Origin of the sequence: Pseudomonas sp. NyZ480 (assembly GCF_029537255.1) — a bacterium.
In the GTDB taxonomy this organism is placed as follows: Bacteria; Pseudomonadota; Gammaproteobacteria; order Pseudomonadales; family Pseudomonadaceae; genus Aquipseudomonas; species Aquipseudomonas taiwanensis.
In genome coordinates this window covers 4,502,108-4,523,343 of sequence record NZ_CP120626.1, presented here as the reverse complement: position 1 = coordinate 4,523,343, position 21,236 = coordinate 4,502,108, and the positions used below count along the sequence as shown (strand labels likewise).

The 21,236-nt window shown below is 61.2% G+C and carries 13 protein-coding genes and 2 pseudogenes; 1 reads left to right on the top strand and 14 read right to left on the bottom strand.

Annotated features, from left to right (window positions below; translation table 11 throughout):
* Positions 1 to 53: 53 nt before the first annotated feature.
* From P3R38_RS20735 to P3R38_RS20720, 4 genes are read right to left on the bottom strand one after another with little or no spacing between them, the layout of a single operon-like run.
* Positions 54 to 1,466, bottom strand: coding sequence for a heavy metal sensor histidine kinase (locus P3R38_RS20735; RefSeq protein WP_104881264.1), 1,413 nt, complete (start codon positions 1,464 to 1,466; stop codon positions 54 to 56).
* A complete protein-coding gene (locus tag P3R38_RS20730; protein WP_023382289.1) occupies positions 1,441 to 2,115 on the bottom strand; it encodes a heavy metal response regulator transcription factor in 675 nt (224 codons plus the stop codon). The genes P3R38_RS20735 and P3R38_RS20730 overlap by 26 nt, the downstream gene beginning before the upstream one ends.
* 9 nt (positions 2,116 to 2,124) lie before the next feature.
* The gene (locus tag P3R38_RS20725) at positions 2,125 to 5,217 is read right to left on the bottom strand and encodes a multidrug efflux RND transporter permease subunit (RefSeq protein ID WP_277686561.1); all 3,093 of its coding nucleotides are present in this window, start codon (positions 5,215 to 5,217) and stop codon (positions 2,125 to 2,127) included.
* Positions 5,214 to 6,377 (bottom strand): efflux RND transporter periplasmic adaptor subunit, encoded by a 1,164-nt coding sequence (locus tag P3R38_RS20720; RefSeq protein WP_027907447.1) that lies wholly within the window; start codon positions 6,375 to 6,377, stop codon positions 5,214 to 5,216. Before P3R38_RS20720 ends, P3R38_RS20725 begins: the two co-directional genes overlap by 4 nt.
* 224 nt (positions 6,378 to 6,601) lie before the next feature.
* Between P3R38_RS20720 and P3R38_RS20715 the strand changes: the two genes are divergently transcribed.
* Positions 6,602 to 8,185, top strand: a complete 1,584-nt coding sequence (locus tag P3R38_RS20715; RefSeq protein ID WP_277686559.1) for a PAS domain-containing methyl-accepting chemotaxis protein — start codon at positions 6,602 to 6,604, stop codon at positions 8,183 to 8,185.
* On the opposite strand, the gene P3R38_RS20710 is transcribed toward P3R38_RS20715, so the two are convergent.
* The 10 genes and pseudogenes from P3R38_RS20710 to tssI all read right to left on the bottom strand — a co-directional run bounded on the left by P3R38_RS20710 (position 8,179) and on the right by tssI (position 21,176).
* Complete coding sequence (locus P3R38_RS20710) at positions 8,179 to 8,721, bottom strand: hypothetical protein (RefSeq protein WP_148299934.1); 543 nt, start codon at positions 8,719 to 8,721, stop codon at positions 8,179 to 8,181. The genes P3R38_RS20715 and P3R38_RS20710 overlap by 7 nt on opposite strands.
* 66 nt (positions 8,722 to 8,787) lie before the next feature.
* On the bottom strand, positions 8,788 to 8,961 hold the full coding sequence (locus P3R38_RS20705) for a hypothetical protein (RefSeq protein WP_158664894.1): 174 nt from the start codon (positions 8,959 to 8,961) through the stop codon (positions 8,788 to 8,790).
* Positions 8,962 to 8,984: 23 nt separating this feature from the next.
* Entirely contained in the window at positions 8,985 to 9,581 is a 597-nt protein-coding gene (locus P3R38_RS20700) for a hypothetical protein (RefSeq protein WP_277686557.1), read from the bottom strand.
* Positions 9,582 to 9,903: 322 nt separating this feature from the next.
* Positions 9,904 to 10,992, bottom strand: coding sequence for an RHS repeat-associated core domain-containing protein (locus P3R38_RS20695; protein ID WP_347176207.1), 1,089 nt, complete (start codon positions 10,990 to 10,992; stop codon positions 9,904 to 9,906).
* 298 nt (positions 10,993 to 11,290) lie between these two features.
* Positions 11,291 to 11,914 (bottom strand): hypothetical protein, encoded by a 624-nt coding sequence (locus tag P3R38_RS20690; RefSeq protein ID WP_158664895.1) that lies wholly within the window; start codon positions 11,912 to 11,914, stop codon positions 11,291 to 11,293.
* A 9-nt stretch (positions 11,915 to 11,923) separates the two neighbouring features.
* A pseudogene (locus P3R38_RS20685) lies at positions 11,924 to 12,217 on the bottom strand (AHH domain-containing protein); the annotation flags it as partial.
* 99 nt (positions 12,218 to 12,316) lie between these two features.
* Positions 12,317 to 13,117 (bottom strand): annotated as a pseudogene (locus tag P3R38_RS20680) (RHS repeat-associated core domain-containing protein); the annotation flags it as partial.
* A gap of 130 nt (positions 13,118 to 13,247) precedes the next feature.
* Positions 13,248 to 13,739: a hypothetical protein gene (locus P3R38_RS20675; protein ID WP_148299932.1), complete on the bottom strand. Its 492-nt coding sequence runs from the start codon at positions 13,737 to 13,739 to the stop codon at positions 13,248 to 13,250.
* 22 nt (positions 13,740 to 13,761) lie between these two features.
* On the bottom strand, positions 13,762 to 18,345 hold the full coding sequence (locus tag P3R38_RS20670) for an RHS repeat-associated core domain-containing protein (RefSeq protein WP_277686556.1): 4,584 nt from the start codon (positions 18,343 to 18,345) through the stop codon (positions 13,762 to 13,764).
* Entirely contained in the window at positions 18,342 to 21,176 is a 2,835-nt protein-coding gene (tssI, locus tag P3R38_RS20665; RefSeq protein WP_277686555.1) for a type VI secretion system tip protein TssI/VgrG, read from the bottom strand. Before tssI ends, P3R38_RS20670 begins: the two co-directional genes overlap by 4 nt.
* Between the last annotated feature and the right edge of the window lie 60 nt (positions 21,177 to 21,236).

Below are 21,236 nucleotides of genomic sequence, written 5' to 3'. Positions count from 1 at the left end.
TCGGGTACGATAAGCACTGTTGCACAAAAAGTAATGATCGCCGCTGAACTGGCTTAGATTTTTGCCTCAAACCCGCGTAGTTGAGCGCTTGGAAGGCGAATGCCGAAGGTGTTGGCGCCGGCTTCGCTGCGCACGAAAACATCGCCGCCATGCATCAGGGCAATGGCCTTGACGATGGCCAGCCCCAGGCCGTGGTTGCCGCCGCCACTGTTGCTGCGCGCCGCGTCCACCCGGTAGAAGCGCTCGAACAGCAGCGGCAGGTGGGTACCCTCGATGGCGGGGCCGGGGTTGCTCACGGCGATGCTGACCTGTTCGGCGTCGGCAGCGATGTGCACCTGGATCACCTGCTTGGGCGCGGTATGCTGCACGGCATTGTTGATCAGGTTGATCAGTGCCCGGCGCAATTGGGCTTTCTCGATGGGCGCCTGGGCGTCGCCGCTGACGGTGACGCGGACCTGCGCGTCTTCAAGGATGTAGTCCAGGTAGTCCAAGGTGGTCGCCACCTCTTCGGCCAGCGAGGCCTGGGTCAGGGCCGTGGCCTTGCTGCCCTGGTCGGCGCTGGCCAGGAACAGCATGTCGTTGATGATGCTGCGCAGTCGCTCCAGCTCTTCGAGGTTCGATTGCAGCACTTCGAAGTAGTGCTCGGCGCTGCGACCACGGGTCAGGGCGACCTGGGTCTGGCCGATCAGGTTGGTCAGTGGCGAGCGCAATTCATGGGCGACGTCGGCGTTGAAGGCCTCGAGCCGCGAATACGCCTGGCTGACCCGGTCGAGCGCGGCATTGAAGGCGCCTGCGAATTGCGCCAGCTCAGGCGCCAGGTCGTGGGTTTGCAGGCGTCCGTCCAGACGTGGCGGCGCCAGCGCCTGGGCTTCGTTGGAGAGGGCCAGAAGCGGACGCAGGCCAATGCGCGCCACCCAGTAGCCCAGCAGCGAGGCCAACAGCACACCGAGCACGGCAAGACCAACGATGGCCACCAACAAGCTGTGCTGGGCCTGCCAGAAGGTTTCGGTATCGATGCCGATCAGAAAGCGCAACGCGGGGCGGCCCGCCAAAGGTGGGAGTTCGCTGACCAGCACTTTGTAGGGGTAGGGCCGATCGGGCAGGCGCAGCTCGCGCATACCCTGCGGCCCTTCGGCGAATGTGCGGATAAGCGCGTCCGGCTGGCCATACTCGAATGCCGGGGTTTGGCTGACCACCCAGAAGCGGATGCGCCGGTCTTCTTCGCTGAGCAGGTTGAGCTTGTTGGTGATCTTGGCCCAGTGCTCAGGGGTGCCATAGCGGTTGAGGGTCGACTCAAGCACGCTGAAACGCGCATCGAGCTCGGCAGCGGGCAGCAGGTCGAGGCTGCGATCGACCTGGCGGTACAACGCCGAGCCAATCAACAGGAACACGCCCATCGCCACCAGGATGAACAGCGCCGACAATCGCAGGGCGATGGAGTTAGCCGGCACGGTTTTCCAGGACATAGCCCATGCCTCGTATGGTGTGCAGCAGCTTGTTGTCGAACGGGCCGTCGAGTTTGGCGCGCAGGCGTTTTATCGCCACCTCGACCACATTGGCGTCGCTGTCGAAATTGATGTCCCAGACCAGTTCGGCAATGGCGGTCTTGGACAGGATCTCGCCCTGCCGCCGGGCCAGTACGCTGAGCAGCGAGAACTCCTTGGCGGTGAGGTCCAGGCGCTGGCCGGCACGGCTGGCCTTGCGCGCCATCAGGTCGATCCACAGGTCGCCGACCTGGACCTGCAAAGGTTCATGGCTGCTGCTGCGGCGGGTGAGGGCTTGCAGGCGAGCGACCAGTTCCAGAAACGAGAACGGTTTGCCCAGATAATCGTCGGCACCTTCGCGCAAGCCATGGATACGGTCCTCGACCCGTTCGCGAGCGGTCAGCATGATCACCGGCGTCTGCTTGCGCGCCCGCAGTGCACGCAGCACGCCATAGCCATCCAGGCCAGGCAGCATCACGTCGAGCACGATCACCGCGTAGTCGCCTTCCAGGGCCAGGTGCAGGCCGTCGATGCCGTCGCGTGCGAGGTCCACGGTGAAGCCCTGTTCGCTCAGGCCGCGATACAGGTAGTCGGCGGTTTTTTCTTCGTCTTCGATGATCAGCACACGCATGGTCTTGTCTCAAGTGGCACTGGGCGCAGCCGCCTGGATGGCCCGGCGGCGATGGAACAAGCGTTCCAGGGCCAAGTATATGACCGGGGTGGTGAACAGCGTCAGGGCCTGGCTCACCAACAGCCCGCCGACCACGGCGATGCCCAAGGGCTGGCGCAGCTCGGCGCCGGTACCGAAGCCGAACATCAGCGGTACGGCACCGAGCAGGGCGGCGAGGGTGGTCATGAGGATCGGCCGAAAGCGCGTCAGGCAGGCCTGGTGGATCGCCTGCTCGGGCGTGATGCCCTGCGTGCGCTGGGCGTCCAGCGCGAAGTCGATCAGCAGGATGCCGTTCTTCTTGACGATGCCGATCAGCAGCACCACGCCGATCAGTCCCATGATGCTGAAGTCCTGCCCCATGGCCCATAACAGGATCAGCGCGCCCAGGCCCGCCGATGGCAGGGTGGAAATGATGGTCAGGGGGTGGACCAGGCTCTCGTAGAGCACGCCCAGGATGATGTACACCGCCACCAGTGCTGCCAGAATCAGCCACGGCTGGCTCGACAGCGAGCTCTGGAAGGCTTGGGCCGCACCCTGGAAGTTGCCGCTGATCGAGTCGGGCATGCCGAGTTCGCGCTGGGTGCGCTCAAGGATCTGCACGGCATCGCCCAGGGCCACGCCTGGCGCCAGGTTGAACGACAGGTTGGCGGCCGGGAACAGGCCATCGTGGCTGATCGACAGCGGCCCGGTGCTGGGCGGGGCGACATGGGCCAGCGCCGACAGGGGGACCATTTCGTGGGTCAGCGGCGAGCGCAGGTAGAAGTAGTTCAGGCTTTCGGCCTTGCCTCGTTGGCGGGCGTCGAGTTCGAGAATCACCTTGTACTGGTTGGTCTCGGTCTGGAATTCACTGATCTGCCGCTGGCCGAAGGCATCGTACAGCGCCTGGTCGACGTCGGTGGTGGTCAGGCCAAAGCGCGCCGCGGCCTGGCGGTCGATGTCGATGCGGGTGACGCTGGCGCCCAATTGCAGATCGTTGGACAGGTCGCGCAGTGCCGGGTTTTCCCGCAGGCGGTCGGTCAGGCGCTGGGTCCATAGGTTCAAGGCCATGCCATCATTGCTCTTGAGCACGTACTGGTACTGGGTGCGGGAAGGGCCGGAGCTGAGGTTGATGTCTTGCCCGGCGCGCATGTACAGGACGATGCCAGGCACCTGGGCCAGCTTTGGCCGCAGCCTGTCGATCAGCTCGCTGGCGGAAACGTCACGTTCGCCACGGGGTTTCAGGGCGATCCAGAATCGGCCGTTGGCGATGGTCTGGTTGCTGCCGGTCACGCCGACGGAATGGGAGAACGCGCGCACGGCTGGGTCGGCTTCGATGATCCTGGCCAGTGCCTGGTGCTTCTCGATCATGGCCGGGTACGACACATCCGCCGCCGCCTCGGTGGTGCCGAGGATGAAACCGGTGTCCTGCAGTGGGAAGAAACCTTTGGGGATTGCCACGTATCCGGCCACTGCCAACGCCAGGGTGATGCCGAACACACCCAGGGTCAGGCGCTGGTGGGCCAGGGCATGGTCCAGGGCACGCGCATACCGGCGCACCAGGCGCTCGCCAAGGCCGCCGTGTTGCTCGCGAGGCGGGCGGCGCATGAACAGCGCGCACAACGTGGGCGCCAGCGTCAGCGACACCACCACCGAGATCAGGATGGTGGCCGTCGCGGTAAGGGCGAACTCCTTGAACAACCGGCCGACCACACCGCCCATGAACAGCAGCGGAATGAACGCAGCGATCAGCGAGAAACTGATCGAGATCACGGTGAAGCCGATTTCCCCGGCACCTTTGAGCGCGGCGGTGCGACTGTCGTCGCCCGCTTCAAGGTGGCGGTGGATGTTCTCCACCACGACGATGGCATCGTCCACCACGAAGCCGACGGCAATGACGATGGCCACCAGGGTCAGGTTGTTCAGGCTGAAACCGAACACATACATCAATGCGCAACTGGCGATCAGCGACACCCATAGCACACTGGACACCACAAGCGTCGCCGACCATTGCCGCAGGAACAACGCCATCACCCCGATCACCAACACCACGGCGATCAACAGGGTCAGCTCCACCTCGTGCAGCGAGGCGCGGATGGTCTGTGTCCGGTCCTGCAGCACCGAGACCTCGACCGACGCAGGCAGCATCTCCTGCAGCCTTGGCAGCGCTTCCAGCACCCGGTCGACAGTGTCGACGATATTGGCACCGGGCTGGCGGAACACCACCAGGTTCAGCCCTGGTTGCGCGCCGGACCAGGCTTTGACGTAGGCGTTTTCGGCGCCATGGATCACTTTCGCCACATCCTGCAGATACACCGGCGCGCCGTCGCGGTAGGAGACGATCAGCTTGGCGTAGTCCTGCGGGTGGAACAGCTGGTCGTTGGCGGCGAGGGTCGACACGCTGTGCTCGCCGTACAACGCGCCCTTGGCCAGGTTCAGGCTGGTTTGCTGGATGGCCTGGCGCAGGTCGGCGAGGGTCAGGCCGATGGCTGCGAGTTTCTCCGGCTGCGCCTGGACCCGTATTGCCGGGCGCAACTGCCCGGTGATGTTGATCAGACCGACGCCTTCGATCTGGCTCAACTGGCGGGCCAGCAGGGTTTCGGCATAGTCACTCAGGTCATTGCCTGGCATCTGCGAGGAGCTTACGGTCAGCACCAGAACGGGGCTGTCGGCTGGGTTGACCTTGCGCCAGGTCGGCGGGTTGGGCAGGTCCTGGGGCAGGCGTGCGGTGGCGGTGTTGATCGCCGCCTGCACTTCCTGGGCAGCGGTATCGATGTTTTTGTCGAGGGTGAACTGCAAGATCAGGTTGGTCGAACCCAGGGCGCTGCTGCTGGTCATCTGGGTCATGCCCGGAATGGCGCTGAACTGCACCTCCAGCGGCGTCGCCACCGACGATGCCATGGTTTCCGGGCTGGCGCCGGGTAACTGGGCGGTGACCTGGATGGTCGGGAAGTCCGCTTCCGGCAACGGTGCCACCGGCAAGCGCGGGAAGGCGATGGCGCCCAGCAGCACCAGGGCGAATGTCAGCAGCAGGGTGGCGATCGGGTGGTCGATGCACCAGGCCGAAACGCCATTGCGCGTATTCATGGCTGACTCCTGCGGTCGGCCATTGCCGACGCGGCAGGGGCGTCAGGGGTGACCTCGACCCGCGACCCCGGCTTAAGCCGTGACTGGCCATCGAGTACCAGGCGCTCACCGGGCTTGACCCCGGCAATGACGTTCAGCTCGCTGTCCTGGTATATCAGCTTGACCGGCACGCTGGTGACCTTGTCGCCGTCCAGGCGGTAGACAAAGTGCCCATCGACGCCACGTTGCACCACCGGAGGCGGCACCACCAGGGCGTTTTCGTCCACGGCGGTACGCAGGCGAATGGTGACCAGTTGTCCGGGCCACAGGCGGCCATCCTTATTGTCGAACTCGGCCTTGACCCGCACCGTGCCGGTGGTGGCGGAAATCTGGTTGTCGATCAGGGCCAGGTGGCCTTCGCCCAGCAGGTTGCGTTCGCCGTCGGCGTCCATGTAGGCCTGGACCAGAGCAGGGGCGGGGGCCTTGAGCAGGCGTTGCAGGGTCGGCAGCATGTGCTGCGGTAGGGAGAATTCGACGGCGATCGGGTCGATCTGGGTGACGCTGAACAGGCCTTGGGTGTCGCTGGTACGCACCAGGTTGCCAGGGTCGATGTTGCGAATACCGACTCGACCGGTCACCGGTGAGCGGATCTGGGTGTACGACAGCTGCACCTGGGCGTTGGCGATGGCCGCCTGGTTGCCCTTGACCGTAGCCTGTAACTGGTTGACCAGCGCCTGTTGCTGATCGAGCGTCTGTTTCGAAACGCCGTCATCGGCGCTCAACAGGCGGTAGCGCTTGAGATCGACGCCGGCCACTTGGATCTGCGCCTGGCTCTGGCCGAGCAGGGCGCGGGCCTGGTCCAGGCTGGCGCGAATCGCCCGGTCATCGAGGGTGGCCAGCAAGTCGCCTTGCTTCACCCATTGCCCCTCCTTGACCAGCACCTGGGTCAATACCCCCTCCACCTGGGGCCGCACTTCCACGCTGTGCAGCGACAGCACCGAGCCGATGGCACTGGCATAACGCGGCACGTCCTGCTGAACGACGCTGACCACCCGTACCGGAATCGCCGCCTGCGCACGTGGCCCGGGCGCTTGCTCGCGCTGGCCGAACCACAGGCCCAGCGCAGCCAGCGCCAGGAGCGCCACAGCGGCGAGAAAAAGAGAGCGGGACGGGCGTCGCATGGGGCAAGCACCTTGGCCAAGAGGGGTGGGAAACACGTGTCCGTAGTGAAGCTTATAGCCCCCTGACCGGGTCGGCAGCGTGACGCCTGGCTGACAGCGCCGACAGTTTCGGCTCGTTGGTGGCCAATTGCCAATATCCTGCGCTGGATCAATTCAACGCCGGTTTTTACCCCTAGAGTCGAATGCCCTGCCGATCTTCCCAACTACAACAACGAGTGCCTCCGATGAAGTGCAATTTGCCTGTTACCGGTCGCGAAGTGGATTACCCCGGCGATGCCAACATTCTTTCCACCACTGACCTGGACAGCCGTATCACCTATGCGAACCAGGATTTCGTGAAGGTCAGCGGGTTCTCCCATGATGAGTTGCTGGGCAATGCCCACCACATCGTCCGCCACCCGGACATGCCGCCCCAGGCTTTCGAGCAGATGTGGCAGACGCTCAAGGGCGGGCGTTCGTGGATGGGGCTGGTGAAGAACCGTTGCAAGAATGGCGATCATTACTGGGTCAGTGCATTCGTGTCGCCGATCAGCAGTGGCGGCCAGACCATCGAGTACCAATCGGTACGGACCAAGCCCAGCCCCGAGCTGGTCGCGGCGGCTGAGCGTTGCTATGCGCAGTTGCGCCAGGGCCATGGCGGTTGGCGCCAGCGCATACCGGTGCTGGGGTTACGCAGCCGGCTGATGCTCAGCGTCGGCACGGTATTGGCGTCGGTGGCCGCGCTGGGCCATTGGGGCCTGGGTATAGGCGGCTTGCCCGCACTGCTGGAGTTGGGGCTGGCTGCAGGCTTGAGCGGCCTGGTGATCGTCGTCTTGCTACGCCCGTTCGAACGCCTGCGCGCACAGGCCCTGGCCATAGCCGACAACCCCTTGAGCCAGCAGTTGTACACCGGCCGACGTGATGACATCGGCCAGGTAGCTTTCGCCATGCGCATGCTCAAGGCCCAACTGGGCGCGGTGGTGGGGCGTATCGGCGACACCTCGACACGCCTGGCGGCCCATTCCGGCGCCTTGGTCGACGCCTTGCACACCAGTCATAGCCATAGCCTCGAGCAGCAAGGCGAAGCCGACCAGGTAGCCACGGCGATCCACCAGATGAGCGCCAGTGTTGCCCAGGTGGCGAGCAGCGCGCAGTTGGCAGCGGTGGCGGCGGATGAGGCCGAGGGCGAGACCCAGGCCGGGCATCGGTTGGTGGACCGTAACCGCAACGCCATCCAGGGTCTGGCCGGCGCGTTGGCCGAGGCCAGTCAGGTGATTCACCGGCTGGAAACCCACAGCAGCGAGATATCGGGTGTGCTCGATGTCATCCGCGGTATTGCCGAACAGACCAATTTGCTGGCATTGAACGCGGCGATAGAGGCGGCCCGAGCCGGCGAGCAAGGTCGGGGATTTGCCGTTGTGGCCGATGAAGTACGCAACCTCGCCAAGCGCACCGCGCAGTCGACCCATGAAATCCAGCGCATGATCGGTGCCCTCCAGGACGGCACCCGCGCCGCGGTAGAAGTGATGCAGCAAAGCAGCGAGCATGCCGGACACAGCGTCGAGCAGGCTCAACTGGCCAGCAGCGCCCTGGATGGCATCAGCGCCCGGGTCAACCAGATCAACGAGATGAGCTTGCAGATTGCCGCGGCGGTGGAGCAACAAAGCCAGGTCAGCGAGAGCATAAACCGCAATATCGTCAGTATTCGTCTGGCCAGTGAAGCGACGGTGGAGGTGGGGCAGCATAGCCACTCACGTGCCAGTGATGTGGCGTATTTGGCGCAGGACTTGCGGCGGTTGGCGGATGAGTTTTGGCGGCGTTGTCAGTAGGGGGATTGGGCGCCCCCATTTACATGCACCTCAGTTCTATCCAAAACGACTAGCTCCATATTTTTTGAGTCAACGCCTACACGTCGTGCAGATGTAGCTTTTACCTGGGTCGAGTTATCCAACGCCACTTGACCATCCGTTGGCGCGAGGGGCGCGGCGGCCAGGGTCCAGGCGTCGACTTCAAACATGGAGTCGTACAGCGCCACCTGGGCCAGTTGCTGGCGGGCCCGGGCATGATTGACCTCGGCGTCGAGGTTGCCGCTAGCGGCGTCCTTGAGCAGCCCGGCCAGCCCACCGAACAGTTGGCTGGCGGTCTGGCCGGCGGCTTCGAGCATGGCAGGCAATTGCTCGAGGGCGCCGTCGACGTAGTGCTCCAGCTCGCCGCCAAGGTTGGCCTGCAGGTGGCCTTCGAGGATTTCCAGGAACACCGCGCCCAAGTTGGCCCGGGGGTTGCGCCGCAGCTTCTGCCGGGTGACGCGGATGTCACCGGCACCCGCCACCAACCGCCAATCCAGGCCCTGCACGAGAGAGCGCATGCCCAAGGTGGTCAGGGCGATGTCGGCGTGGCTACGAGTAAAGAGCGCGGCTGGGTGAACTCGAGGTCAAGTAATTCTTAGTTGCAATCTTGCCTTTTCAACAATCCCCTTCAGCGTCTGAGCGTCATTTTGAGGCGACACCATGGTTGCCTTTTTTTGCCCGAGTTCATAGATCAATTTGTAAACACCCGCTGGAATTTCCAGATCATGTTCATCGCCAATATTTCCAATAGTAATCACCCCACTTTCAAGGGACTCGTTCACTATCCATAAAAGTAGTCAATAAAACGTTCAAAATTCTCCATACCCAGAACCGGTTCAACGTCCTCCTGCATGCGCCTCATGAATTGTTCCACCATCCCATCGTCGTCAAATACATCAAATATATTGAATTCGTGATAGATGACATCAATCATATTTGCAAGTGCCATCAGGAAGTCGGCAAGCGACGAAGCAATTTTAAACGGAGCAACAGCGTCATAGCTGGCAAAAACAGGTGTATTAACTTCGCCACAGGCAGCTATGATTGGTTTTCCACCTCCGCTGTCATCCATGATTACTAAGTTACTGCTTGGCCATGCTGTATTTCTAGTCACTCGCCCTGCATGACCAACCCAGCGATACCCTACTTGCGCACCAAGTAGTTTTTCGACTGAAAAGAGAATTAAGGGTGTAAGACCCGTTTCGAATTTCACCTCTAAAGGCTCGCTCTCACTATAAAACAAAGCAACTTCTGCTGATGACGGCAGTTCTGCAGGCCACTCGACACCACTTCTTCTCTTGCTGATAAATTCACCAGGCGCCCTGCATTTTGCGTGAACCTCTTTTAAAGCATTCATTGCTTTTTTTAAATCACTCATCCCTCAACCTCCCAACCAAACTCTACAGGAGCATTTTTCGGCACTTTTAATTCGATCAATCAAGCGTCCACTGCCAGGATTTGAGTAGTTCCCCCGATGCCCCTGGGGCGAATTCAAATGTTCATCCAAACCGGACGGATGATTACCATTCTGAAGAAATACGATATTTCTCGGGTCACCTTTCCAATCCTCGCCTAATTTTCCATTACCTTCTACGCTATTAATGTGATGCCCAGTGTATCCAGCCTCGGACATTATCGACGACAACTGAGCATTATTCCGAACGCCCATAATAGTCTCTCTTTCTTGTGCGCTCCAATCTCTAGACCCACCGCCAATCGCCACGAGAATACGTTCTTCCCCCACGCTCGGTTAATCGCAGTACTTCTGCCACCTGGGCTGGGGCCACTGTATCTCTAGGCTTGTACCTTACTAAAGCTTCTGGAGCTAGGCCATATGGGTCGACCCAGCCGGTGGGGTTTACGGTGTAACGATATAGATTATGGTCACCAAGTAGTCCGATAGGATCTTGAGCAATGAATCGCGCAGAACTCGGATCATAGTAGCGATACCGGTTGTAATGCAGCCCTGTCTCATGATCGTGGTACTGCCCCTGGAAGCGGATCGGGTTACCCAGACTATGCTGCTTGGCCCACTCCGAACGCTCCTCCCGCACCTCACCCCACGCCTTGTACTGCCCCGCCCACGCAACGTTGCCGTGCGGATCGGTCAGCTCCATCGGCGTGCCGAGGTGATCGCAGTGGTACCAGGCAATCGCATCGAACGCCTGCGGTGGCATCGTCGTCTGCCACAACGGATCCTGATCGAAGTCGTACTCGCGCTGACGCCAATCCGGCTGCCTGTGCAGCACGATCGGGCGCTTGCGCAGGGCCTGGGCCACCGGCACGAAGCTGCCCGGTTCATACAGGTAGTGCACCGTGCGCCCGGTATCGCCATCGTCCCTTGGCGGTGAGCTTTCCCAGGCCAGGGTGTCGCCGTCCCAGCCGAACAGGGTGAAACCACAGTTCAGTTCGCGCTGGCGTTTAACGCGCTGCATCTCGTTCCAGCCAGTACCCGCTTCCGGCCGATCCCAGTAGTGCGCCACCGAATGTTTGTGCAAGCGCCGACCCAGGGCGTCGTAGCTGTAATCGACCTTGAGCTTGTCGTCGCTGTAGCTGGCCAACCGGTCGAACAGGTCCCAGGTGAAGTGGGCGTGCGCGCCGTTCTGTAAGCGGTGCACCAGGTTGCCGCGTTCGTCGTACTTGTAATGGATGCCGGTGGCGTCGAAGGCGAAGGTCTCGGTCTGGTTCTGCTCGGCCAGGTGGGCGGTGAGCGCGGCCACGCGGCCCATGCGGTCAAAACGCAGCTCGATTCGGCGCTGGCCTTGGAACGGGGACCACTGCCATCCCATTCCAAGATGAAGCCGCCCTCAACGCGATCATTGGACCGCGTGATCCGATGATTGCGGTACCGACTGTGCAGGCGGCGCCATCTTCGTCACGGGCGCCGATCAGGTCGCCCTGGCCGTCGTAATGGTAAGTGCACAACTGACGAAGCGGCTTGCCATCGACTCAGATCCCGAAGGTTGCTATTTGAATCGAAGGCGAAAATTTCCAAGTAGGGGCGGCTGATGACTTTGAGCAGACGCCCCACCGAGCTGTACCCACCGAGCGCCCTACAATCCTGACCTAAAAACAAGGCAAACTTAATTACAAAGGATATATCTTCTCCGACCCCCACTCTTCAATGGGGTAAAAATCGACGCCCAAGACTTTTACCTCTTCGGCTTTATTTTTAAATTCTTCACTGCAAAATAAAGTATTTATATAAGGAGAAAGGCCAGATATCTTAAATACAGCATTCCCAACATCATTCAACTCCAACTTGCCAAATGACTCCACCATATTGTACTCGTCGCGCACCAAACCTAAAGAACCTTTTATAACCTCTTCAATTGCGTATGACTTAAAAACAGCCACATGATAAGCACCGGGGTTTTCCCTTCTACCTCCTCCTACCTTAAAGCTAACGCGAACAACATCCTGAAAAACCACCCCGGACTTTTCACACGCATTATAAAAACTATCACTAATTGCGTATAGATCGTTAATTAGTCGGCGCGCACCAAAACAGTACTTTTTCCCGGCTCCCACTAGGACCATGCCTTCAGGCATTTTTTCATGAGGGTGGTGCCTCGCTGAATTAGCGTACCAAGGGAAGGCGCCATATTCCACCTCCCCCCAATTTTCATAAATCGTGTCGTACAAGGTGGCATCAAGAAGCCCCAAAGGACAACCAGAGTCTTTTTTCTGGCTCATCATGTAGAATTTCATTTTTACCCCTTATTCTAAGCGTTTAGGTGCAATACCAGGAACACCGGGAGCTTGTAGCAACATCCTGTTCCTATTTTGTAGCGCCGCAATTTTATCCCGCGCAGTAGAATTATTAATCATTCCCGCAGAATGAGCGGCCGAGATTCTAGACACCTCGAAATCAACCCCCGCACTGTACTTAGCATGGCTTCCGCAATGATAGAGCATGCGCCCCATTTGTTTTGCTTTGCCCTCCCTATCCGGCATTAGAACTCCATTCTGTTTCTTGTCCACATCCCCGCCGAGGCCTATAGAGACAAAGAATGATGTGTGGTTTTTCCAAATCTGTTCAGGAACGATATGGTGAGCTTGAAGGTGGTCGCCCGCAATCCCTCCTAATGCATTGTTGAGCTTCGAACTGCAAAGCCCCAGCGGGTCAATCATTCCGGTAGGGTTAGCCACGTAAAGGAAAATATTTACTCCTCCGCCGTAGCTTAGCGGATCCTTGCTGACAAACCGCCCTACATCGGGATCATAGTATCTATGTCGATTGTAATGCAGCCCAGTTTGATGATCGTGATACTGCCCCTGAAAGCGAATCGGGTTACTCATCCCGACCTGCTTGGCCCACTCCGAACGCTCCTCCCGCACCTCGCCCCACGCCTTGTACTGCCCCGCCCAGGCAACGTTGCCGTGCTGATCGGTCAGCTCCATCGGCGTGCCGAGGTGGTCACAGTGGTACCAGGCAATCGCATCGAACGCCTGCGGCGGCATCGTCGTTTGCCACAACGGATCCTGATCGAAGTCGTACTCCCGCTGACGCCAATCCGGCTGCCTGTGGAGCACGATCGGGCGCTTGCGCAGGGCCTGGGCCACCGGCACGAAACTGCCCGGTTCATACAGGTAATGCACCGTACGCCCGGTATCGCCATCGTCCCTTGGCGGTGAGCTTTCCCAGGCCAGGGTGTCGCCGTCCCAGCCGAACAGGGTGAATCCGCAACCCAGTTCACGTTGGCGCTTGGCCCGTTGCATCTGGTTCCAGCCGGTACCCGCTTCCGGCCTATCCCAGTAATGCGCGACCGAGTTCTTGTACAGACGTCGACCCAGGGCGTCGTAGGCGAAGTCGACCTTGAGCTTGTCGTCGCTGTAGCTGGCCAACCGGTCGAACAGGTCCCAGGTGAAGTGGGCGTGCGCGCCGTTTTGTAAGCGGTGCACCAGGTTGCCGCATTCCTGGTCCAACAGGTTGCCGGCGGGGTCGTGTTTGTCCAAGCAATTGAGCAGTCGTTTAGCTGGCTTGTTCCATGCGGTGCTTGCGAAATCTCTTCTCGTGCAGAGCCTAGTTGACGCTCACTTTTCAGCCAGAGCGTAAAATCCGGGCGATAATTTCCTTCACCTGCTGGTTTCGCCCCTCTTGCCGTGCAATAACGTCCAGTCCGAGAGCTATACCTTCCTTGCCATTTTTAGTGGCGCAAACGAACGTTTGAGAAAAAAAATGCAGTGCACATTTCCTATTGAAATTTCGAGCAATCAAATCACCAGTCGCCCAACAATAGTCTAAGTTACTACATTTATGGTAGGCGTTAAGTAATGCATTGTATATCTTGCTCTTTTGCTCATCGGTCATGCAGAAAAATTCGGTTCCTGCCTTCAATACGAAGATATCCATTCCTGGTTTGTTAAACAAACGCTCATCGGAAAAGATTGATAGCATAAAATCAACAGATTCGTCGCTGGTTCCGTCGATTTCGAATAACAATTGTTCGTACCTGTCCGCAAGCTGGGCAACTTCTTTTCTAATTTTTTTGCCGTCAGCTTTTTGTAAGGCTGATAACAGTTCGGAAAACATGTTCATAGTCTTGTTTGCCATTTTATGGGCACTTGCAAATTTTTTTTGTATCGTATTTTGCCGAGCAGCTTAACTCATGCTCCAGCTCTAATCTACGAAGGTTGTTGTCCTCTTTGTTTATCAGCTTCCTGTGGCCTCGCTTAGTCTGATATAAGCGTTCGCCAGGCCCAATATACTCAGGAAGTTGCATTTCGTCAGTTTCAAGTTCGTGCCATCTTTTTTCCACTGATAACTTGATGTTCGCGATTTTTTGCTTGAGCTCTTGACAATATTTTCCATTGGAGTCATGTCGTGCTAGACCTCGGGGGTCAATCCAGCCAGTTGGGTTAGGTGCATATAAAAAGAGATTTAAGCCGCCGACATAGCTAATAGGATCCTGAGTGATAAAATGCCCCGCTTTTTGATCATAGTACCGATAGCGGTTGTAGTGCAGCCCCGTCTCGTGATCGTGGTACTGCCCTTGGAAGCGGATCGGGTTACCCAGTCCATGCTGCCTGGCCCACTCCGAACGCTCCTCCCGCACCTCACCCCACGCCTTGTACTGCCCCGCCCAGGCAACGTTGCCGTGCGGATCGGTCAGCTCCATCGGCGTGCCGAGGTGATCGCAGTGGTACCAGGCAATCGCATCGAACGCCTGCGGCGGCATCGTCGTTTGCCACAACGGATCCTGTTCGAAGTCGTACTCCCGCTGACGCCAATCCGGCTGCCTGTGGAGCACGATCGGGCGCTTGCGCAGGGCCTGGGCCACCGGCACGAAGCTGCCCGGTTCATACAGATAATGCACGGTACGCCCGGTATCGCCATCGTCCCTTGGCGGTGAGCTTTCCCAGGCCAGGGTGTCGCCGTCCCAGCCGAACAGGGTGAATCCGCAACCCAGTTCACGTTGGCGCTTGGCTCGCTGCATCTGGTTCCAGCCGGTACCCGCTTCCGGCCTATCCCAGTAATGTGCGACCGAGTTCTTGTACAGACGTCGACCCAAGGCGTCGTAGGCGAAGTCGACCTTGAGCTTGTCGTCGCTGTAGCTGGCCAACCGGTCGAACAGGTCCCAGGTGAAGTGGGCGTGCGCGCCGTTTTGTAAGCGGTGCACCAAGTTGCCGCGTTCGTCGTACTTGTAGTGGGTGCCGGCGTACTCGCGCAGCAGGTTGTCCATCAGCTTGTTGCGACGTGGGTCGGCTTCCAGCGGGCGGTTGAGTTCCTGGGTCTTCTGGTCCAGCAGGTTGCCGGCGGGGTCGAAGGCGAAGGTCTCGACGCCGAGGCGGCTGGTGGCTTTTAATAATCGACCGACCGGGTCGTAGTGGTACTCCAGCGGGCCGCGACGGGTATCGTGGATGTTGGTCAACTGGCCGGCGGCGTCGTAGCGGTACTGGCGCTTGAGCAGCGTGGATTGGCTGTCGTGGCTGCCGAGCCACTGCTCCTGCAAACGCCCGACCGGGTCCCAGGCCTGAGTCTGCATCAGCTGGTTGCCCTGATGCCGAACCACTTCACGGTGCAGGTCGTCGCGCTCGTAGGCGAGCATTTCGTGGTGGTCGAGGGTCATGCCCAGCAGGTGGCCGCTGCCGTAGGTGAGCCAGCTGACTTTGTGGCCGTCCGGGCGGAGGGTGCTGGTGCGCTGGTTGAGGGCGTCGTATTCGTGCTGCCACACGGCGACCATCGGCGTGCCGGTGGCCAGATAGTGCTGGTGCTCGCGGGTCAGGTTACCGGCTGCGTCGTGGAACCACTGCAGCTTGCTGGCCGCGTTGATGGCCTGTATCAGCTTGCCGTTGCCGTCGTAGGCGAAGGTTTCGGTCTGGCTCTGATCGCCCAGGCGTGCGGTGCGTTCGACCAGCCGGTTCATGCGGTCGAAGCGCAGGTCGAGGCGGCGTTGGCCGACCTGGGTGGAGGCCAGGCGACCGGAATACGGGTCGTATTGGTAGCGGGTCACCAGACCATCGAATCCGGTTTCCTGGAGCAAACGACCTACTGGATCGTAGAAGAACGTCGCCTTGCTTTCGTTTTCGTTCTCCAGGCCGATCAGGCGTCCGAGCTTGTCCCAGCGGTAGCGCAGGGTGTGCTCGTTGGCGTCGATGCGCTCAGCCAGCAGGCCGGCGGCGGTGTAGGACCAGGTGGTGCAACGATCAAGGCCATCGGAGTGAGCCAGCAAGCGACCTTCGGCGTCGTAGTCGAAACGCTCTTCGGTGTTGTCAGGGTGGGAGACCTTGGCCAACTGACCGGTCTTGTACTCATAGGCGGTTTTGTTGCCTAGTGCATCGGCGAACTCGATCAACTGGCCGAAGGCGTTGTAGGCCCAAACACTGGTCTTGCCTGAGCAGTCGGTGTACGCCAGCAATTGCCCTGCGTCGTTGTAGGCGAGTGTCTTTTCGTTGCCGTTGGCGTCCTTGATCGCCTTGACCAAGCCCGCCGGGGTATAGGCAAACTCGGTCTTGTTGCCCAGCGGATCGGTGGTCTCGACCAGGTTGCCGCGCGCGTCGTAATCGCGCAGCCACAGCCCGCCTTCGGCATCGCGAATCTTGATCAGTTGGTCGTGGTCGTCGTAGGCATAGTGCTCGACGCTGTGATCGGGGCGGATGTGCTGCAGCAGATTGCTGCGCTCATCGTAGGCGTAACGGTCCTGGCTGCCGTCGGCATGGACGTGGCGGATGACGTTCTTGCGTGCGTCGCGGAACAGCCATTCGGAGTTGCCGTCCGGGTGCTTGATCCGGTAGGTGTAGCCTTGGGCATCGTAGTAATGCCAGGTTTCCTGACCCTGGGCGTCGGTGACGTAGGTCAGGCGGATGCGCGTGTCCCATGCCAGTCGGGTTTCGAAGCTGCCATCGTCGGCCCACTCGCGAATGGCCTTGGCATGGGGGCCGCTGCCGTCCCACTCCAGGTTGAAGCCGCGCGCGGTGCGATCGGTGTAACGGGTGATCAGGTGATGGCGGTAGCGGTAGTGCCAGGCGGCGCCGTTTTCATCCTGGGCGCCGATCAGGTCGCCCTGGCCATCGTAGTGATACCCGCACAGCTGACGCAGCGGCTTGCCGTCGACCACCTGCCACAAGCCTTGAATGTGGCCGTGATCGTCGAGCAGGGTGCCCAGTTGCAGGTGGACCTTGTTCGGGTCGTTGTCGAAATAGGTGTTGATGTCCGACAGCACCGGCTGGTCGTGGTGACGATGCTCGTAATGCAGCATCGCCCCCGCGCCACTGCGCAGCTGGATATGGGTCAGGTAGAAGCGGTCACCGTGACGGGCATAGGTTTCCCGGCGGCCCAGGCCGCGCAGCAGCACCAGTTGCTGTTCACCGGTGCGCACCCAGGTGAAGTACTCGACTACGTCATACTGCGGCTTGCCCTTTTTCGGCAGCGCGAAGGCATGGCTGCGCCCGTCCATGTCGTGGAACAGCAGGCCTTTGTCGACCACGTCGATGCAGGTGGTGAACTCGGTGATCCAGCGGGCGCCGAGGATGCCGTTGTCCAGCTTGTCGAGGCGTGAGTTGTAGGTGCGAGTCCACGTGACCGGGAACGGGCCGGACAGGCTGAAGTCGGTGTGGTGCAACGACTCGCTGCCCACGGCGAAGTTGATGCGGTTGCAGGTGCTGGTGCAGACGACGTTCTTCTTGTCGTTGGCGGCACCCTTGGCCGGGCCCTGGTTGGCCGTGGCTTCGAGCAGGCCATCACCTTTCTGATGCCTGGCTTGTGAGGTGCTGCCTTCCTTGACGTTGCCGGCCACTGCCTTGGGGTTGCGCGCGTGCCAGATCGTGCTGCTCTTGTGCAGGATCAGGCGCATGCTGGCGATGGAGTTGGGGTTGGCCAGACTGGTGAGGTTGAGCATCTGCTTGCTCATCTGCGCGCCCAGGCTGCGGAACTGCGCGGTGTAGCCGAGCACTGCCTGCTGCACACGGGTGGGCACGACATTACCCATGACCATGTTGGCCGCGCCCTTGCTCATTGCCGAGTAGGCATTGCTCAGGGCTCCGAAGGCGTTTTCGAGGGAGACCTGCGGGTCTGACGTCATGGTCTCGCTGACTTTCTGCAACTGCGTGGCAGCCGTTTTCAAGTCGCCCTGGCTGTCGAGCTTGCCAAGGATGATCGCGTCAATGGCATCAGCGGTGTTGTTGACCAGCTTCTCACCGGTCTTGGCCGCTTCGGTCATCACCTCGGTGAGGTGGGCTTCGGCATCGCCCAGGAACGTGTCCAGCTCGCCAATGATCGTGGCGTTGAGGTGGCCGACCAGAATCTCGATCAGCGAGTCGCCGAGCACCTGCTTGGCTTCCTGGCGGGCAAGCACCAGCATCGGCCGCAGGCTTTTGCGGGCATAGGCCATGGTGGGTGGCGCTGGCACCACGCCGATCAGGTTGACGCCCAGGCTGAGCCAGTCCCATGGGTCCGGTTGGTCGGCAGTCGCCAGGTTGACGATGTCGCCCACGGCATCGACCAGGGCCATGATGTTGCCAATGACCGGCAACATCTCGGCGGCGTCCTTGAGCCGTTCGAGGTTGACGTAGCCATGGCTGATGTCGCGTAGCCAGGCGTCGAACACGGCGGCACCACGGCTGACGTCCTCGACGCCGATCTGGTCCAGGGGAACGACCGCTGCCTGGGCCGGGCGTTGTTTTTCGGGGATATCGGTCATGAAATCAGTTCACCAGGCAGAAGGTCGGTAACGGCGCTCGGGCTCAGGGCCTTGAACTCGGGCAGTGCTGGAAGAGAGGGCCGGTTGGCGAGCGCGCCTTGCACCTGTTGCGTGCTTTGCAGAGCGTCCTGGCCGCTCTTGAGCAGGCTCATGCCGCTGCTGGTCAGTTGCTTGGCCTTGGCAAACAGCCCGCCCTCGCCATCCGCGGCCAAGGGCACGTTGTCTGCTAGGTATTCCACGAGGGTTGGCATGCTGGGCGCGTCCGGCAGCTGCAGCGGCCAGTTGATCACGCCGACATAGCTGGAGGGGGTCCAGGGTGCGTTGGTGTCGTCGCCGAACTTGACCCAGGCCGGCCCCGGCGCGGCGCCGGACACGGCGTTGAAACCCTGCCCGTCGAGGCTGCCCTTGAACACCTTGCCCAGGGCATCGGTGACTTCGTAATCCCCGGCCTTGATGCCTTTGGCATTGGCGTACAGGTTGAACAGCTCCAGTGCGCCCTTGCCTGGCTTCGGTGGTTCGGGGAAGGTGCCGGCCATGCTCGCCGCGCCAATGTGGGCGAACTGCGCCGCGTGGGCGGTGTAGTTGCCGCTGGTGACGTGGGTGATGCCACTGGCGTTGTAGGTCGTTGCGCTGCCGCCGCCTTGCACCACCAGCTCGGTCTTGGCCTTGAGGATGATGCGGTCGGCATTGGCGGTGATATCCAGCTTGGCCAGCAGGTTGATGCTGTCCTTAAGGGCTCGCATGTCGATATCGCCGGAGGCGCTGACCACCTTCCAGCCCAGGCTCTGCACGAACAGGCGCATGCCCTGGCTGGCACTGGCCAGCAGGCGTTTGCCGATCGACAGGCTGGTATGCCCGGTGCTGCTCAGGGCCAGGTGGCTGCCGCTGGTGATGTGGTTCGGGCCGGGGGTGGTCAGGGCGATGCCAGCAGGGCTGGCGAGCACCAGGTGCGGCTGGGTGAATTCGGCGAACTCGTTCTTGCTGAGGTCGCCGGGGCCGCTGCCGAGAATGCCCTGATGCTGCTCGTGCAGTCGCTTGGCCACCTCGTCCTGATCGCCTGGCTCCTGTGCCTGCATCTGCTTGGCCAGTTCAGCCAGGCTGTCCTGCTGCTCGCTGGCGGTGGCCAGGCGCTCGGCCGTCTCGGGCAGGTCCTTGTGGTGCCTGGCTTCGTTCGGCCGGGGCTCGGTGGTGATCAGCAGGCCACCAGCGGCGCGCACGGCGCCGTGGCGGTCGGTGCGCAACTCGAAACCTTCACCGCGCGGGGCGCCGCCGCTCGGCCGGGGGTGGGTCAGGTAGCCGAGGTTCAGCGCACTGGCGCCGTGGTCGCTGCGCAGGGCGATGCTGATTTCACCGGTGGTGTCGTCGATGCGCAGTTCGTTGCCGCGGCTGCCCTTGTATTCCTTGCTCTTGATCGTGGCCAGGGTCTTGAGGTCGGGCAGCTTGTAGTGCGGCATGTTCACGCCGTGGTACAGGCAGCCGGTCACCAGCGGCTGGTCGGGGTCGCCTTCAAGGAAGCTGACCAGCACTTCCATGCCCACGCGGGGCAACTGCAGGCCGGCGATGCCCTGGCCGGCCCAGCCGGAGGCGACGCGCAGCCACACGCTGGACTTGTCGTCGGCCTGGCCTTCGCGGTCCCAGAAGAACTGCACCTTGATGCGGCCGTATTCGTCGCAGTAGATCTCTTCGCCGGCCGGGCCGCTGACCACGGCGCGCTGGTTGCCCAGCACCCGGGGCTTGGGGTGGCGCAGCGGCGGGCGGTACGGGGCGTCCCACGGCGTGGCGGTGAAGGTGTTGCGGTAACCCTGCTGGAAACCGTCGTACTTCGCGTCGATGTCGCTGGTGATGACTTCTTCCAGCACCTGCGGCTGGCGGCCTTGGTGGTGCACGGCGAGCAGCAGCCAGAGGTCGTTCCAGGCCGCGTTGGGGTGGCTGGCCAGGGCCAGGAAGTGCCCGCTGGCCAGCAGCGGTTGGTCACTGCGGCCCTCGGCCAGGCGGAAGTCGCTGCGGTGGCGCTCCAGGGCGCGGGTGGCCAGGTGCTTGCCACGGGCGCGGTCGAGGAAGCGGCCGGGGTAGTCGTAGTCTTCAAGGTCCGGCTCGGCGTGGCTGACGGCCTCGCCTTCGAGCTGGATCAGCGGCTTCTTGAAGTCGTAGTCGCGGCGCGTGACGCTGCTGGTGCGGGTTTCCAGGCGCAGGGCGAAGCCCTTGATCATCGGCGTGTCGGCGACCAGCCCGGCGTCGTGCTGGAAGCTGACCGGGGCCAGTTTGGGAAACACCGTCTGGTCGTCGCCGAACACCAGCAGGTGGCCGTCGGCGCGGTGACGAAAGTGATAGTGGATGCCTTCGTCTTCGCACAAGCGCTGGATGAAGTGCAGGTTGGACTCGTCGTACTGCACGCAGTATTCGCGTTGCGGGTACTGCGCGCCCAACTGGAACTGGTAGGCATTGGCGAGGATGCCATGCTCCTCCAGGACCAGGGCGATGATCTGCGGCACGGTCTTGTGCTGGAACATGCGCTGGTTGATGCGGTGGTCCAGGTACGCCAGCTGCGGGCGCAGGGTGACCTGGTAGCGGGTCAGGCGCTTGCCCGACTCGCCCTGGGCGGCGCGATAGATCAGGCCGTGCAGGCCACGGCCGGCATCGCCGAGCTGGAGGAAAGCGGGTTTGTGCAGCAGGCGTTCCAGGTCCAGCGAAGGGCGTTCGCTCACCAGCTCGAGGTCAATGGCATAGGGGTGGCTGATGGCTTCCGTGCCGTTGAAGGCGAGGACCTGGAAATCGTGCTCCAGGCCGTCGATGTGCAAGCTGAAATGGGTCTGGTTCGCGGCGGCAAACATCCCTGTCCTCCTTTAGGAAAACGTAGTGAAAACGACCGCAGCCCGCCGCGCGAACGCGGC